The organism is Arthrobacter sp. SLBN-53 (genome assembly GCF_006715585.1).
GTDB classification, from domain to species: Bacteria; Actinomycetota; Actinomycetes; order Mycobacteriales; family Mycobacteriaceae; genus Mycobacterium; species Mycobacterium neoaurum_A.
In genome coordinates, this window is sequence record NZ_VFNN01000001.1 from 4,886,395 (window position 1) to 4,902,339 (window position 15,945).

Below are 15,945 nucleotides of genomic sequence, written 5' to 3' on the forward strand. Positions count from 1 at the left end.
GTGTTGGCGGCCATTGCACTGATCCCATCCGCGCCGATCCTGGTGCCGGAGTTGGCCGGAACGGCGGCCGAGGAGGTGGCCGATCTGCGGGCGGCCGTACTGACGGTCGGCGCCCAGCTGCCGGCACGCTGGATCGCGGTGGCCGCCGGCCGGACCGCGGCGGTGGTGGGCCCGCAGGCGGTGGGGACCTTCGCCGGTTACGGCGCCGATATCGTCGTGACGCTGTCGCCGGAACCGGACGGCCCGGTCGCCGATCTCCCGCTGGCCGCGCTGATCACCGGCTGGGTGCGCACCAACGCGGCCCCGAACGCCGTCGCCGAGGTGCATATCGTCGGACCCGACACCGATGCCGGATCCCTGCGTGCGGTCCTCGACGCCACCGGTGACCCGATCGGCGTGCTGGTGGTCGCCGACGGGGCCAACACCCTGACCGCCGCCGCGCCAGGTGGCTTCGATCCCGACTCGGTGCCGGGGCAGCGCCGGCTCGACGACGCGCTGGCCGCGGGCGACACCGCGAACCTGACCCGCGTGGCCGCCGGCGCGGTAGGCCGTGACGCCTACCGGGTGGTGGCCGATCTGGTCGGTTCGGCACCGGTGGCGGCGCATGAGCTCTACCGCGGCGCCCCGTACGGTGTCGGCTATTTCGTCGGGATGTGGCGGCTGTGACCCCAGCGCTGCGACCGGTCGCCGTGATCGGCCCGACCGGCACCGGGAAGTCCGCGCTCGCGCTGGCGCTGGCCCACCGACTGGGCGGGGAGATCGTCAACGCCGACGCCATGCAGCTCTACCGCGGTATGGACATCGGCACCGCGAAGCTGCCGCCCGAGCAGCGCGAGGGCATCGTCCACCATCAGCTCGATGTCCTCGACGTCACCGAGAACGCCTCGGTCGCGCGGTATCAGCACAGTGCGGCCGCCGATATCGAGGCGATCCTGGCGCGTGGTGCGGTGCCGGTGATCGTGGGCGGCTCGATGCTCTACATCCAGTCCCTGCTCGATCAGTGGTCGTTTCCCGATACCGATCCCGCGGTGCGGGCCAAATGGGAGGCCCGGCTGACCGAGGACGGGGTGGCCGCGCTGCACGGCGAACTGGCGCGCGTCGATCCCGCCGCTGCGGCGGCCATTCTGGACACCGACGCCCGCCGCATCGTGCGGGCGCTGGAAGTCGTCGAGCTGACCGGTGAGCCGTTCGCCGCGTCCGCGCCACGGATCGGCAATCCGCGGTGGGGCACCCAGATCATCGGATTGGACTGGGAGACAGGCACGCTCGATACCCGCTTGCGCGCGCGCACCGAAGCCATGTTCGCCGACGGGCTGGTCGGCGAGGTCGGCGGCCTGATCGAGCGCGGCCTGCGCGACGGGGTCACCGCGGCCCGCGCCATCGGCTACGCCCAGGTGCTCGCGGCGCTGGATGCCGGCGATGATCCCGATTTCGCCGGGGCGCGCGAAGCCACCTTCGTGGGCACCCGGCGGTACGTGCGGCGACAGCGGTCGTGGTTCCGGCGCGATCATCGGGTCCGGTGGCTGGACGGTTCGCGCCCGGACCTGGCCGAGGCCGCGCTGAGTATCCTGGACGGGTGAGACTGGGCATCCCCTTCGTCAAGGGACACGGAACGCAGAACGACTTCGTCGTGCTGCCCGATCTGGATGCCGAACTTCCACTGCGCCCCGACTGGGTGGCCACCCTGTGCGACCGGCGCCGCGGCCTCGGCGCCGACGGAGTGCTGCGCGTGACGACCGCCGCCGCGGCCAAGGCGGCCGGGGTGTTCGCCGTGCTGCCCGAGGGGGTGGCCGGCGACGACTGGTACATGGACTACCGCAATGCCGATGGCTCGATCGCCCAGATGTGCGGTAACGGGGTGCGAGTGTTCGCGCACTATCTGCGCGCCGCCGGTCTGGAGCACCGTGACGAATTCGTGGTGGGTTCGCTGGCCGGGCCGCGTCCGGTGGTCGTGCGGGTCGATGCGGGCGAGAGCGCGCGGGCCGAGGTCACCGTGGACATGGGCAAGGCCGTCCTGCTGGGTACCGGTACGGCCGTGGTCGGTGGTCAGGGCTTCACCGGGCTCGGCGTGGATGTCGGCAATCCGCACCTGGCCTGCGTCAGCGATCTCAGCGCTGCGCAGCTTGCCGCCCTCGACGTGGCCGCCCCCGTCTCCTTCGACACCGGTCAGTTCCCCGAGGGCGTCAACATCGAGGTGCTCACCCGCCCCGAGTCGGGCGCGGTCAACATGCGGGTCCACGAGCGCGGAGTCGGCGAAACACGTTCCTGCGGAACAGGAACCGTTGCGGCGGCGTTGGCGGCCCTGGTGGACGGCGGCGCCGACACCGGTACCTTGCGGGTCCGTATCCCCGGCGGCGAGGTCACCGTCACCATCACCGAGGCCACCAGCTACCTGCATGGTCCGTCGGCCCTGGTGGCCCGCGGTGACTATGCGGGTGATTAATCACATGCGTGCAGCCCGGGCGGCATGTCACCATCGAAAGCACATATGACTGAATTTTCTCCGAACAATCCCGTTCCCAGCACCGGTGAACTCGCCCTGGAAGACCGGGCGGCCCTGCGCAGGGTCGCCGGACTGTCCACCGAGCTCACCGATATCTCCGAAGTCGAGTATCGCCAGCTGCGCCTGGAGCGCGTGGTCCTGGTGGGGGTGTGGACCGAGGGCAGCGCGGCCGATGTCGACGCGAGCATGGCCGAACTGGCCGCGCTCGCCGAGACCGCAGGCTCGGAGGTCCTCGAGGGCCTGGTGCAACGCCGCGACAAGCCCGACGCCTCGACCTATATCGGTTCCGGTAAGGCCATCGAGCTGCGTGAGATCGTCGAGGCCACCGGCGCGGACACCGTCATCTGTGACGGCGAGCTCAGCCCCGCCCAGCTCAACGCCCTGGAAAAGGCCGTCAAGGTCAAGGTGATCGACCGCACCGCCCTGATCCTGGACATCTTCGCCCAGCACGCGACGAGCCGGGAGGGCAAGGCGCAGGTCTCGCTGGCCCAGATGGAGTACATGCTGCCGCGACTGCGCGGTTGGGGTGAATCGATGTCCCGGCAGGCCGGCGGCCGGGCCGGTGGTGCCGGTGGCGGTGTGGGTACTCGCGGCCCTGGTGAGACCAAGATCGAGACCGACCGGCGCCGCATCCGGGAGCGGATGTCCAAACTGCGCCGCGAGATCAAGGACATGAAGAAGATCCGCGACACCCAGCGCGGGAGCCGTCGGCGCAGCGATGCCGCCGCACTGGCGATCGTCGGCTACACCAACGCAGGCAAGTCCAGCCTGCTCAACGCGCTCACCGGGGCCGGCGTCCTGGTCGAGAACGCGCTGTTCGCCACGTTGGAGCCGACCACCCGGCGCGGGGAGTTCGAGGATGGTCGGGCGTTCGTGCTCACCGACACCGTCGGGTTCGTCCGCCACCTACCCACCCAGCTGGTGGAGGCGTTCCGGTCCACGCTGGAGGAGGTGGCCGATGCGGAGTTGCTCATCCACGTGGTCGACGGCTCCGATGCCACACCGCTGGCCCAGATCCAGGCGGTGCGCACGGTGATCAACGATGTCGTCACCGAATACGGTATCGCCCCACCGCCGGAACTGCTGGTGGTCAACAAGATCGACGCGGCGGGTGATCTCGCGCTGGCACAGCTACGGCGTGCACTGCCGGACGCGGTGTTCGTCTCGGCGCACACCGGGGAAGGCCTGGCGCAGCTGCGCACCCGGATGGCGGAGCTGGTGGAACCGACCGACGCGTTCGTCGACGTGACATTGCCCTACGAACGCGGCGACCTGGTGGCCCGCGTCCACGCCGAAGGGCGCATCGAATCGACCGAGCACACCGACAAGGGAACCAAGATCGCCGCCCGCGTCCCGGTTCCGCTCGCGGCGGCGCTCGGGGAGTTCAGTAACTGGTAGTCGACACGGGCAGGCGCACCGTTCATCGGATCCCCCGAGGTCCCGGCGATGGGCGCCTGCCCGCGGGTCAGGCGGCCGCCGCGTCGTCGGCGGGCGATGGATCGGAATGGCTGTCGGTCTTCGTATCGTCGGGTGTCACGACCGATGTCGTGATGCCCGAATCCTCGGTCGTCGCATCATCGGAGTGCAGCACCTCGATGGTCGGGGCTCGATCTGAGTCGTCCTCTTCACTCAGGTCCTGATCGCCCAGATCGTTGCGCAGGTCCGCGCGCAGTTCATCGCCGGAACGGTCCTCGTCGCGCAGGTCCTTGCTGCTCGGGTCTTCCTTGAGCAGGTCTGCGGTGTCGCCGGACTCATCGCCGGCCGTGGTGGTATCGATCGAGCGTGCGAGCGGCAGCACGTCCGCGCCGTCGGTGTCGGGCGGCACGGTCACCGGGGTGCGCTGCTCGTCGCGCACGATGGCGGCCGGTTGTGCCGGTGCCGGAACGGGCTTCGGACCGAAGGCGGCCTGGAAACCCTCGCCGATCGCGGCCGCGACGTCCTGGACGAAGGTCACCGGGTTGATCCGGGGGATCAACCGGAACGGTGCGGGCACACCGTAGCTGAGGGTGCGGTCGTAACCGGTCTCGATGAGCACCCGCAGCAGCGGGGAGACGAAGTCGACGATCGGAGTGATCAGGAACCCGGTGCCGGTGAAGGCGGCGAATTCGAGGAACGGCCGCACGATCGGAAGTGTGCGGGTCGGGATGGTGACGTAGCGGGTGTCGCCGTGCTCATCCCAGTTGTTCTGATCGGCCAGTTCGACGGCGAGTTCCTCGGGGGTGTAGTCGTCGGGCAGTTCGCCGACGTCTTTCTGGTTGGGGGCCAGGTAGGTGCCGTGCACGTACCAGAAGCCCGCGATCGCGTTCAGCACGGCGAGCGCGTTGACGGGGTAGATCGGGAAGTCGGAGACGCCGTCGTATTGGAAGGCGATATCGGTGGCGCAGATGTGGTCGCAGGTGTCGGTGGGTGCGGGCAGCCCGAACGTGGCGTCCAGGATCGGTACGTGCCCGAGGAAGGCCAGCCGCTCGAACAGGCCGCCGTTGGGCCGGTTCGTGTTTCCGATCATGACGAAGGACAGGTAGTTCTGGTCCTTGGGAAGTCCGGCGAGATTGCGCTTTTCCCTGCTGACGATGTTGGCGCCCTGGGAATAGCCCATCAGGATCACCGGGGTGTTCGCCGGGTTCTGTGCCAGGGTGTCGACCAGCGTGCCGTTGAGCGTGGAGAGTCCCGCGCCGGTCGACACATCCCATTTGTCGCCGGTCAGGCCGCCCCAGCCGGGCAGTGGGATGGGCCAGAACTGGGCCGGGTAGTTGATGCCTTCCAGCGTGCAGTCGTTGTCCTTGGTGCAGGCCGGGTTGAACGGGGCGATGTAGTAGTCCCTGGCGTTCTGCAGATAACCGTCGATCCCGTTGGCATTGGGGGTTCCGGTGCCGGGGACGATGAGCGCGGTGGCGGCCAGTGCGGCGGCCAATGTCAGCGTCGAGGCGATCGACACCGCGATCGCGAGGAGCACCGTAATCAGAGTTGTGGTGGCACGCCGCGCAATGCGCATCGGATCCCCCTCGTCGTGGTTGTTCGCCGACTCTTCGGATCGTTGCACTCGGGCGGGCTGACGGGAGCGTAAACCACAGATTGAAAATAGAATCTCATTCTAATACCGTGTGGACGTCCGGGAATGTGGAGGGAGATTGCGTTGGGTTTGCGTGGTGACGCAGCGATCGTCGGGTTTCACGAGCTACCCGCGACGCGGAAGCCGACCGGAACCGCGGAGTTCACCATCGAACAGTGGGCGCGGTTGGCGGCCGCGGCGGTGGCCGACGCGGGCCTGTCGGTCCAGCAGGTCGACGGGCTGGTGACCTGCGGGGTCATGGAGTCCCAGCTGTTCGTCCCGTCCACTGTTGCCGAGTATCTGGGTCTGGCGGTCAATTTCGCCGAGATCGTCGATCTCGGCGGCGCCTCGGGCGCGGCCATGGTGTGGCGCGCGGCGGCGGCGATCGAATTGGGGCTCTGCCAGGCGGTGCTGTGCGCCATCCCGGCCAACTACCTGACCCCGATGTCGACGGAGCGTCCCTACGATCCAGGCGACGCGCTGTACTACGGGGCCTCCAGCTTCCGGTACGGCTCGCCACAGGCCGAGTTCGAGATCCCCTACGGATACCTCGGACAGAACGGTCCGTACGCGCAGGTCGCCCAGATGTATTCGGCCACATACGGATACGACGAGACCGCGATGGCCAAGATCGTCGTCGACCAGCGGGTGAACGCCAACCACACACCCGGGGCGGTGTTCCGGGACAAGCCGGTGACCATCGCCGATGTCCTGGACAGCCCGATCATCGCGTCCCCGCTGCACATGCTGGAAATCGTCATGCCGTGCATGGGGGGATCGGCAGTGCTGGTCACCAATGCCGAACTGGCCCGCGCCGGCCGCCACCGTCCGGTCTGGATCAAGGGGTTCGGCGAACGGGTACCCTACAAGTCCCCGGTCTATGCCGCCGACCCGCTCCAGACACCGATGGTGAAGGTCGCCGAATCCGCCTTCGGGATGGCCGGCCTGACCCCGGCCGACATGGACATGGTGTCGATCTACGACTGCTACACCATCACCGCCCTGCTGACGTTGGAGGACGCGGGTTTCTGTGCCAAGGGCACGGGAATGCAGTTCGTCACCGACCACGACCTGACCTTCCGCGGTGACTTTCCGATGAACACCGCAGGCGGACAGCTCGGCTACGGCCAGCCCGGCAATGCCGGTGGCATGCACCACGTGTGCGATGCCACCCGGCAGCTGATGGGACGCGCCGGGGTAACCCAGGTCGCGGACTGCCACCGCGCCTTCGTCTCGGGCAACGGTGGCGTGCTCAGCGAACAAGAAGCTCTCGTCTTGGAGGGGGATTGATGACCGAGTCGTTGGCCCGGCCGGTGCCACTGCCCACGCCGACCTCGGCGCCGTTCTGGGACGGCCTGCGCCGGCACGAGGTGTGGGTGCAATTCTCACCGTCATCGGATGCCTACGTGTTCTATCCGCGCATCCTGGCGCCCGGCACCCTGGCCGATGATCTGTACTGGCGCCAGATCTCCGGTGATGCCACCCTGGTCAGCTTCGCCGTCGCACAGCGACCGGTCGCCCCGCAGTTCGCCGATGCCGTTCCGCATCTGATCGGCGTGGTGCAGTGGACCGAGGGGCCGCGGCTGGCCACCGAGATCGTCGGTGTCGATCCGGCTCGACTGCGCATCGGTATGGCCATGACGCCGGTGTTCACCGAACCCGACGGCGCCGATATCACCCTGTTGCACTACACCGCCGCCGAATAGGGGACACATGGCGCTGGCAGTCACCGACGAACAGGTACAGCTGACCGAGGCGATGGCGGGTTTCGCCCGCAGGCACGGCGGGCTGGAACTGACACGCTCGCAGTTCGACGCCCTTGCGGCCGGGGAGCGCCCGGCGTTCTGGGCGGCCTTGGTCGCCAACGGACTGCACGGGGTTCAATTGCCCGAGCAGGGTGGGGGTTTCGTCGATGCCGCCTGTGTCATCGACGCCGCGGGCTACGGGCTGCTGCCCGGGCCGTTGCTGCCCACCATGACCGCCGGTGCCGTCATCGCAGACCTGCCGGAACAACCGGCGGTGGGCGCCGCGCGCGAGGCCCTCGCCGCGGGTGGCCCGATGGCGGTGTTGTTGCCGAGCGACGGGGTGCTGCTTGCCGAACCCGACGGCGCGGGGTGGCGGCTCACCGGCACCGCCGGACCACAGCTCGGTGTGGTCGCCGCGGAGCACGTGATCGTTGCCGCCGATACCGCTGCGGCGCAACGACTGTGGTTTCTGATCAGCACCACGGGCCCGGGGGTGTCGGTGCAGGCGGCGGCCTCGACCGATCTGACTCGCGATGTCGGCACCCTGTCGTGCACCGACGCATCCGTCGTGGCCGACGCCGTGCTGACCGGTGTCGACCCGGTGCGGGCACGTTGCCATGCCATCGGCCTGATGGCCGCCGAGGCAGCGGGCATCGCGCGCTGGTGTGTGGACAATGTGGTCGCCTATCTGAAGGTGCGCGAACAGTTCGGGCGGCCCATCGGGGCGTTCCAGGCCCTGCAGCACAAGGCGGCCATGCTGTTCATCGACAGTGAACTTGCCGCGGCCGCCGCATGGGATGCGGTGCGTGGCGCCGAACAACCGATCGACCAACACGAGATCGCCGTCGCGGGCGCGGCCGTCGCGGCGATCGGCAAGCTGCCGGATCTGGTGGTCGATGCGCTGACGATGTTCGGGGCCATCGGGTACACCTGGGAGCACGACCTGCACCTGTACTGGAAGCGATCGATCAGTCTGGCCGCCGCCGCGGGCACTGTCGCCGAATGGGCGGAGTTCCTCGGTGACCCGGACCGGCAGCCACGAGATTTCGGCATCGAGTTGGCCGGTGTGGAGGAGCGTTTCCGGACGCAGATCGCCGCGCTGATCGACGCCGCGGCGCAGTTGGACAACGAGGCGCCGGGCCGGCAGAACCCCGAGTACGAGGACTTCTGGACCGGTCCGCGCCGGAGGGCGCTGGCCGATGCCGGACTCGTCGCGCCGTATCTGCCCGAGCCGTGGGGGCTGGACGCCACGCCGGCCCAGCAGCTCGTCATCGATGAGGAGTTCGATCGGCGGCCCGCGCTTGCCCGGCCATCGTTGGGAATCGCACAGTGGATACTGCCGACGGTCCTCGCCGAGGGGACCGACGCCCAGCGGGAGCGCTTCGCGGTCCCGACCCTGCGCGGTGAGATCGGTTGGTGTCAGCTGTTCTCCGAACCCGGCGCCGGATCGGATCTGGCGGCCCTGACCACCAGGGCGACCAAGGTCGACGGGGGGTGGCGGGTCGACGGGCAGAAGGTGTGGACCTCCTCGGCGCAGCGCGCCGACTGGGGCGCGCTGCTGGCCAGGACGGATCCGCAGGCCGCCAAGCACCGGGGCATCGGCTACTTCCTGATCGATATGACCAGCCCGGGCATCACCATCCGGCCGCTGCGAACCGCCAGCGGGGACGAACATTTCAACGAGGTGTTCTTCGACGATGTCTTCGTGCCCGATGACATGCTGGTCGGCGAGCCGACCGCAGGCTGGTCGCATGCGTTGGCCACGATGGCCAACGAACGGGTGGCCATCGGTGCCTACGCCAAACTGGACAAGGAACGTGAATTGCGGGCGCTGGCACGCCAGGCCGGACCGGCGGGTGTCGCGGTGCGGCAAGCGTTGGGCCGGGTACGGGCAGCCACCAACGCCATCGGCGCGCTCGCGGTGCGTGACACCCTGCGCCGGCTCGCCGGGCACGGCCCCGGTCCGGCATCCAGCGTCGGCAAGGTCGGCACCGCACTGCTGGTGCGCCGGGTGACCGCCGACGCGCTGGCCTTCAGCGGTCGGGCCGCCATGGTGGGTGGCGCCGACCATCCCGCAGTGGCCGACACGTTGATGATGCCTGCGGAGGTCATCGGCGGTGGCACCGTCGAGATCCAGCTCAATATCATCGCCACCATGATCCTCGGACTGCCGCGCGCATGACCACGGCCGACACCGAACTGCCCGACTACAAGCGGGCCCGCCGGGCCCAGATCGTCGATGCGGCACTGGATCTGCTGAAGTCACAGGACTACGAGCAGATCCAGATGCGCGATGTCGCCGATCACGCCCGGGTCGCGTTGGGCACCCTGTACCGATACTTCAGCTCCAAGGAACACGTCTACGCCGCGGTCTTGATGCAATGGGCGCAACCGGTTTTCGCCGCGGCGGAAGCCGACCTACCGGCCACCGAACAGCAGGTCCGCGAGAAGATGCGCGGCATCATCACCAGCTTCGAACGTCGGCCGGCGTTCTTCAAGGTCTGCATGCTGCTGCAGAACACCACCGACGCCAATGCCCGCGACCTGATGGATCGATTCGCCTCCGTGGCCCAGCGCACCCTGGCTACGGACTTCGCCTCCATGGGCGAACAGGAATCGGCCGACACCGCGATCATGGCCTGGGGCATCATCTCCACCATGCTGTCCGCGTCCATCTTGCGCGACCTGCCGATGGCCGACACCTATCGCGTGGTCGACGCGTTCGTCGATCTGATCGGTCCGCGGCTGCCCAGCGGGGCGGTGGAAGGCCGGGATTGACGAACGACCGGCGGCTCGTGCGCACGCACCGGGGGAAGCGGCTGTTCATAGCGTTGCACCTCGACGAGCACATGTGCGCCGCTGCACCCGCGGGCCAACGACGAGGTGCCGACATCGTCGGTGAGCACATTTGGATTGCCGTGCACGCACAGTGAATCCGGATCGCTGGGATCCAACGGGTCGTACCAGGCGCCGGTGGCGAGTTGCACGACCCGCGGGCGAACACCGGCATCGATGACCACGCCGGCCAGGCAGGCGCCGCGATCGTTGAACACCCGCACCGCATCGCCGTCGGTGAGCCCCCGCTCGGCCGCGTCGCTCGGGTGGATCCGGATCGGTTCGCGGCCCGCCACTTTGGACTCCCGGCTGACCGCGCCGATATCGAGCTGACTGTGTAGTCGGCTGGTCGGCTGGTTGGCCAGCAGATGCAGCGGATAGTCGCTCGCGCGGTGGCCGCCCAGCCACTCGGTCGGCTCGAACCAGGCCGGGTGGCCCACGCAGTCGGCATAGCCGAATGAGTCGATATCGGCCGAGAAGATCTCGATGCGCCCGCTGGGGGTGTGCAGCGGATGTGCCCGCGGATCGGCACGGTAGTCGGCCAGCAGGGTCAGCCCGGACTCGGTGGGCAGCCTGAGCTGACCGTCGGCCCAGAACTGATCGAAGGTGGGCACCGCGAAATCCAGCCCGGCCGACCATGTCTCGTACAGGTGGCGCAGCCACTGCCGCGCGGTCCTGCCCTCGGTGAACTGCTCGCCCACTCCGAGCCGCTCGGCGAGTTCGGAAAAGGTCGTGTAATCGTCGCGCGACTGAGCGTGGGGCTCGGCTAGAGCGGGCATCGCGACCAGCAGTGGATCGTTCTTGGATCCGGAGTAGTCGTCACGTTCATAGGCGGTGGTGGAGGGCACGACGATATCGGCGTGCTTGGCCATCGCGGTCCAGTACGGATCGTGGACGACGATGGTGTCCGGCCGGGCAAGCGCGCGTCGCAACCGGCCGATGTTCTGGTGGTGGTGGAACGGATTGCCGCCGGCCCAGTACACCAGCCGGATGTCGGGATAGGTGAGCCGACTGCCGTTGTAGTCGAACGGTTCCCCCGGGTGCAGCAGCATGTCGCTGACCGCAGCCACCGGTATGAAGGTCTGCACCCGGTTCGGCCCCTGCGGCAGGACCGGCAGCGGATGGCGCAACGGCGGCAGCCCCGGTTCGTTCATCGAACCGTAGCCGTGTCCGAAACCCGCTCCGGGCAGCCCGATCTGGCCCAGCATGGCGGCCAGCGTCAGACCCATCCAGGGGGCCTGCTCACCGTGTCGGATGCGTTGCAGTGACCAGCTGACGGTCACCAGTGTCCGCGCGGCGGCCATCCGGCGCGCCAGCGCGGTGATGTCGGCGGCGGACAGTCCGCTGATCTCGGCCGCCCACGCCGGCGTCTTGGGCACGCCGTCATCGGTCCCCAACAGGTAGCGCTCGAACCGGTCGTAGCCGGTGCAGTACTCGTCGAGGAACTCGCGGTCGGCCAGCCCCTCGGTGGCCAGCACATGCGCCAATCCCAGCATGACGGCAACGTCGGTGCCCGGCACGGGCGCGTGCCATTCGCACTCACCGTCGACATCATCGCGCAGCGGGGAGAACGAGACGATACGACCGCCGCGATCGCGCAACCGGCGCAGCGCGCCGCGGGCCGGATGTACCGACGTACCACCGTGATTGATACCGGTGTTCTTCAGCGCCAGACCACCGAAGGCCACCAGCAGATCGGTGTGCTCGACGATGACATCCCAGGACGTCGAGCGCTTGAACAGGTCGTCATGGGTGCCCACGACGCGGGGCATGATCACCCCGGTGGCACCCAGACTGTACGAGTGTCGCGACGAGGTGTAACCACCGAGCAGCTTGAGGAACCGGTGCACCTGGCTCTGGGCGTGGTGGAAGCGCCCGGCACTGGCCCATCCATAGGAACCGCCGTAGATGGCCTCGTTGCCGTGATCGTCGATGACCCGTCGCAGTTCGTCGGCGAGCAGCTCGGTCAGTTCGGGCCAGGTGAGCGCGACGAACTCGTCGGCGCCGCGCCGGTCGCTGGGTCCGGGACCGTCGCGCAACCAGCCCGCCCGCACCGCCGGGCCGGTGATGCGGGCCCGGTGTCGCAGCGAGCCCGGCAGATTCCCGAGCAGGGGAGAGGGGTCGGCGTCACCGGCGGCCGGTGTCACCGCGGTGATGTCGCCGTCGGCCACCTCGGCGGAGAAAACGCCCCAGTGGGCGAGGCTGCTGCGCGGCACCGGCTCATCGTAGGGCGATCGATGCCACGTTCGGGCAGCCAGCGACGTTCGACCAACCATCCGGTTGGTATATGTTGGTCGTCACCCAACCGATAACCAGTACCGGAGGTCACAGATGGGCGCCGTCAAATACGACCGCACGTTGTTCGAGCCCGAGCATGAATTGTTCCGCGAGTCGTACCGTGCCTTCCTGGAGCGCCATGCCGCGCCCTTCCGGGAGGAATGGGAGAAGGCGAAGATCGTCGACCGTGAGGTGTGGCGCGAGGCCGGTAAGCAGGGCTTTCTCGGGATGGCCGTGCCCGAGGAGTACGGCGGCGGCGGCAATCCGGATTTCCGCTACAACGTCGTCATCACCGAGGAGACCAGCGCGGGCCGGCACAGCGGCCTCGGATTCACCTTGCAGAACGACGTCATCGCCCCGTACCTGATCGAGCTGACCACCGAGGAGCAGAAGCAACGCTGGCTGCCCGGGTTCTGCAGCGGCGAATTGATCACGGCGATCGCAATGACCGAGCCGGGTACCGGCAGCGACCTGCTGGGCATCAAGGCCCGCGCCGTCCGCGACGGTGATCACTACGTCCTCAACGGATCGAAGACGTTCATCACCAACGGTATTCACGCGGACCTGGTGATCGTGGTGGCCTGCACCGACCCCGACAAGGGTGCACAGGGTTTCTCGCTGCTCGTCGTCGAGCGCGGTATGGAGGGGTTCGAACGGGGCAGGCACCTGGACAAGATCGGTCTGGAGGCCCAGGACACCGCCGAGCTGTCGTTCACCGATGTGCGGGTTCCGGTCGAGAACCTCCTCGGCCAGGAGGGCATGGGCTTCCTCTACCTGATGCAGAACCTGCCCCAGGAGCGCATCAGCATCGCGGTGATGGCCGCCGCGGCGATGGAGTCAGCGCTGGAGGAGACCCTGCAGTACACCAAGGAACGCAAGGCCTTCGGCAAGCCGATCGGTAGCTTCCAGAACAGCCGTTTCCTGCTTGCCGAGCTGGCCACCGAGGCCACCGCGATCCGGGTCATGGTCGACGAGTTCATCAAGCTGCACCTCGAAGGGAAGCTGACCGTCGAGCAGGCCGCGATGGCCAAATGGTTCAGCACCGAAGCTCAGGTGCGTCTGGTGGACCGGTGCCTGCAACTGCACGGCGGCTACGGCTACATGCGCGAATACCCGATCGCCCGGGCGTTCCTGGACTCCCGGATCCAGACGATTTACGGCGGCACCACCGAAATCATGAAGGAGATCATCGGTCGCAGTCTGGGGGTCTAGCAGGTCCGACACGCCGTCGCCGCAGGTGGCGATATCCCACGAGTTCGCCGACAACTGTCGCAGAGTTGACGAACACGATACTTTCGTGGGGTTTTGCACGACTTCCGGGAGGACCGAATGACCAGGCAGCGAACCCGACTCGGCAGCTTTGCCGGACGGGCGGCAGCAGTGCTGGTAAGTGCCGGGCTGATGGCCGCGACGGTGCTGCTGGCACCGCAGGCGTCGGCGACGCCGGAAGGCGATGCCGATGCGGCAATCACCGTCGCGTGGGAGACCGCCGGCGGCGGTGCGGAGGGGCCACTCGGTCCCAAGGACGGCGGCGTGTACCCGGCCGGCCCGGGCTTCGGCCAGAACTTCGCCGGCGGCAAGATCTTCTTCACCCCGCAGACCGGCGCGCACATCATGTCCGGCGCCATCCTGGAGAAGTACGAATCCCAGGGTGGTCCGACCGGTGACCTGGGATTCCCGACCATCGACGAGGGGCCCGGACGGGCGGCCGACAGCCGCAACGTGACATTCAACGCGCCCGACAACCCGGTGATCTTCTGGACCCCCAGCACCGGTGCGCGGGTGGTGCGCGGTGCCATCAACAGCGCCTGGGACGCCCTTGGCGGATCGGCGGGCGTGCTCGGTGTGCCTGCCGATGACGAGACCATCGACGGTGACGTCGTCTCACAGAAGTTCACCGGCGGCCAGATCTCGTGGGATCGCAAGACGCGCGCCTTCACCACCACGCCACCAGAGCTGGCCGCCCAACTCGGGGCGGTACAGGTGCCCTCGGACGCGGCATCGGCCATCGCCGCGGCACGTCGGGCCGCCGGCGGCGAACTGGGGCCGCTCGGTGCCGAAGACGGGGCCCAGTATGCGATCGGCGCCGACGGCGTCGGCCAGAACTATGCCGGCGGCAAGATCTTCTACAGCCCGCAGACCGGTGCCAACGTGGTGACCGGGCAGATCCTGGCCAAGTACGAGAGTGTCGGTGGGCCGACCGGGGATCTCGGGTTCCCCACCGCCAGCGAGGCGGATGGCGGGCTGGCTCCGCAGAGCGCGGTGGTGCCCTTCGCCGCCGAGGACAAGCCGGTCATCTTCTGGACCCCCGACTTCGGTGCGGTGATCGTCCGTGGGGCCATGAATGCCGCCTGGGAGAAGTTGGGTGGCGCGACCGGCGAACTCGGCGCACCCAAGAGCGATCAGACCGACAACGGCGGCGTGATCAACCAACAGTTCAACGGTGGATCCATCTCGTGGGACAAGGCGGCCAACCGGTTCAGCACGGAGCCCGCGGGCTTGCAGTCGCAGCTGGCGGGCCTGCAGGTTCCCGGGGCTGATTCCCCGCAAGCGCCGGCCGATGGCCCGCAGGCGAACGGCGGCGGCGACAGCGGCGACAAGTGGTACACCTGGCGCTGGTGGTGGCTGCTGGGCCTCATCCCGGTGGTGGGTCTGATCGCCGTGATCGCCGTGGCGGTCTTGCGCAACCGGCGGTCCGGTGACGAGGACCGGTTCGACGACGACCTCGACGACGATCCGTATGACCGTGATGACCGTGGCTACTACGGCTATGGCCAGAACGATCACCAAGACGATTACCAAGACGATCACCAAAACGATGACCGGGCCGAGGATCGCGACAGCGGCTATGGTCCGCCGCCGCAGGATCCGTGGGCATCACTGTCGCCGGTCGGGTCAGCGGGCTCCTTCACGGTCGATCCGATCGACACCGGTGCCGGCCACGACCCCCGGGCCGGCGATGATGCGGATGCCGATGGCCTCGGCGTCGACCCGTTCGCCGATCGTGGTGCCGACACCGACCGGCCGGAAGAACTGCTGCGGTTCGACGACGACGAAGATGACGTCGACACCGCCCCGACCCGGATCGAGACGCCCACACCGCAGCCGGTTGAGTCCGTCTTCGCCGAGTCTGATTTCGCCGACTCGGATTATGCGGCGTCTGATTTCGCCGACTCGGATTATGCGGACTCGGACTTCGGTGCCCGTGTTGTCGGTGCACCGGTGCTCGAACCCGAGCCGGACCTGACCGCCCCGGAACCCGAGGTGACGGGCGGACGTCACGCTGCCGCCGGCGGGGACGATGATGACGATGACGCCGGTTGGACCTCGATGCGACTGGCGACCACCGATCGCTACCGCGCCCCGGAGGGTTACCCCATCAAGGCCGATACCAAGACCGGTCTCTACTGGGCGCCCGGTAGCCGCGGTTACCGCGATACCGAGGCCGAGATCTGGTTCTCCAGTGAGGAATTCGCGCGCGCGAACGGATTCATCCGCGCCGATTGATCAGACGCCGACCGGTCAGACGCCGACCG

Annotated in this window: 12 protein-coding genes; 10 read left to right on the forward strand and 2 right to left on the reverse strand. The window is 68.2% G+C overall.

Annotated features, from left to right (window positions below):
* The 4 genes from FBY28_RS23485 to hflX are packed head-to-tail and all read left to right on the forward strand — an operon-like array spanning position 1 to position 3,901.
* On the forward strand, positions 1–666 hold the full coding sequence (locus FBY28_RS23485; RefSeq protein ID WP_141869597.1) for a class III extradiol ring-cleavage dioxygenase family protein: 666 nt from the start codon (positions 1–3) through the stop codon (positions 664–666).
* Positions 663–1,580 carry a tRNA (adenosine(37)-N6)-dimethylallyltransferase MiaA gene (miaA, locus tag FBY28_RS23490; protein WP_286178423.1) on the forward strand — a complete coding sequence of 306 codons (918 nt, stop codon included), beginning with the start codon at positions 663–665 and terminating at the stop codon, positions 1,578–1,580. Before FBY28_RS23485 ends, miaA begins: the two co-directional genes overlap by 4 nt.
* The gene (gene dapF / locus FBY28_RS23495; RefSeq protein ID WP_286178424.1) at positions 1,577–2,443 is read left to right on the forward strand and encodes a diaminopimelate epimerase; all 867 of its coding nucleotides are present in this window, start codon (positions 1,577–1,579) and stop codon (positions 2,441–2,443) included. Before miaA ends, dapF begins: the two co-directional genes overlap by 4 nt.
* Before the next feature lie 45 nt (positions 2,444–2,488).
* Entirely contained in the window at positions 2,489–3,901 is a 1,413-nt protein-coding gene (gene hflX / locus FBY28_RS23500) for a GTPase HflX (RefSeq protein ID WP_141869598.1), read from the forward strand.
* 67 nt (positions 3,902–3,968) lie between these two features.
* Here hflX and FBY28_RS23505 read toward each other — a convergent pair whose 3' ends face one another.
* Positions 3,969–5,456, reverse strand: coding sequence for a PE-PPE domain-containing protein (locus FBY28_RS23505; RefSeq protein ID WP_160145523.1), 1,488 nt, complete (start codon positions 5,454–5,456; stop codon positions 3,969–3,971).
* Between the two features lie 180 nt (positions 5,457–5,636).
* Here FBY28_RS23505 and FBY28_RS23510 point away from each other — a divergent pair, with 180 nt between their 5' ends.
* From FBY28_RS23510 to FBY28_RS23525, 4 genes are read left to right on the forward strand one after another with little or no spacing between them, the layout of a single operon-like run.
* Positions 5,637–6,842, forward strand: coding sequence for a thiolase family protein (locus tag FBY28_RS23510; RefSeq protein WP_174241725.1), 1,206 nt, complete (start codon positions 5,637–5,639; stop codon positions 6,840–6,842).
* The gene (locus FBY28_RS23515) at positions 6,842–7,258 is read left to right on the forward strand and encodes a Zn-ribbon domain-containing OB-fold protein (RefSeq protein ID WP_141869601.1); all 417 of its coding nucleotides are present in this window, start codon (positions 6,842–6,844) and stop codon (positions 7,256–7,258) included. Before FBY28_RS23510 ends, FBY28_RS23515 begins: the two co-directional genes overlap by 1 nt.
* A 7-nt stretch (positions 7,259–7,265) precedes the next feature.
* Entirely contained in the window at positions 7,266–9,479 is a 2,214-nt protein-coding gene (locus FBY28_RS23520; protein ID WP_141869602.1) for an acyl-CoA dehydrogenase family protein, read from the forward strand.
* Complete coding sequence (locus FBY28_RS23525) at positions 9,476–10,075, forward strand: TetR/AcrR family transcriptional regulator (RefSeq protein ID WP_141869603.1); 600 nt, start codon at positions 9,476–9,478, stop codon at positions 10,073–10,075. Before FBY28_RS23520 ends, FBY28_RS23525 begins: the two co-directional genes overlap by 4 nt.
* On the opposite strand, the gene FBY28_RS23530 is transcribed toward FBY28_RS23525, so the two are convergent.
* Positions 10,000–12,348: a molybdopterin-dependent oxidoreductase gene (locus FBY28_RS23530; protein ID WP_141869604.1), complete on the reverse strand. Its 2,349-nt coding sequence runs from the start codon at positions 12,346–12,348 to the stop codon at positions 10,000–10,002. The genes FBY28_RS23525 and FBY28_RS23530 overlap by 76 nt on opposite strands.
* Positions 12,349–12,463: 115 nt before the next feature.
* Between FBY28_RS23530 and FBY28_RS23535 the strand changes: the two genes are divergently transcribed.
* Positions 12,464–13,621 (forward strand): acyl-CoA dehydrogenase family protein, encoded by a 1,158-nt coding sequence (locus FBY28_RS23535; protein ID WP_141869605.1) that lies wholly within the window; start codon positions 12,464–12,466, stop codon positions 13,619–13,621.
* Positions 13,622–13,738: 117 nt separating this feature from the next.
* Complete coding sequence (locus tag FBY28_RS23540; RefSeq protein ID WP_174241726.1) at positions 13,739–15,916, forward strand: LGFP repeat-containing protein; 2,178 nt, start codon at positions 13,739–13,741, stop codon at positions 15,914–15,916.
* The last annotated feature ends 29 nt before the right edge of the window (positions 15,917–15,945 follow it).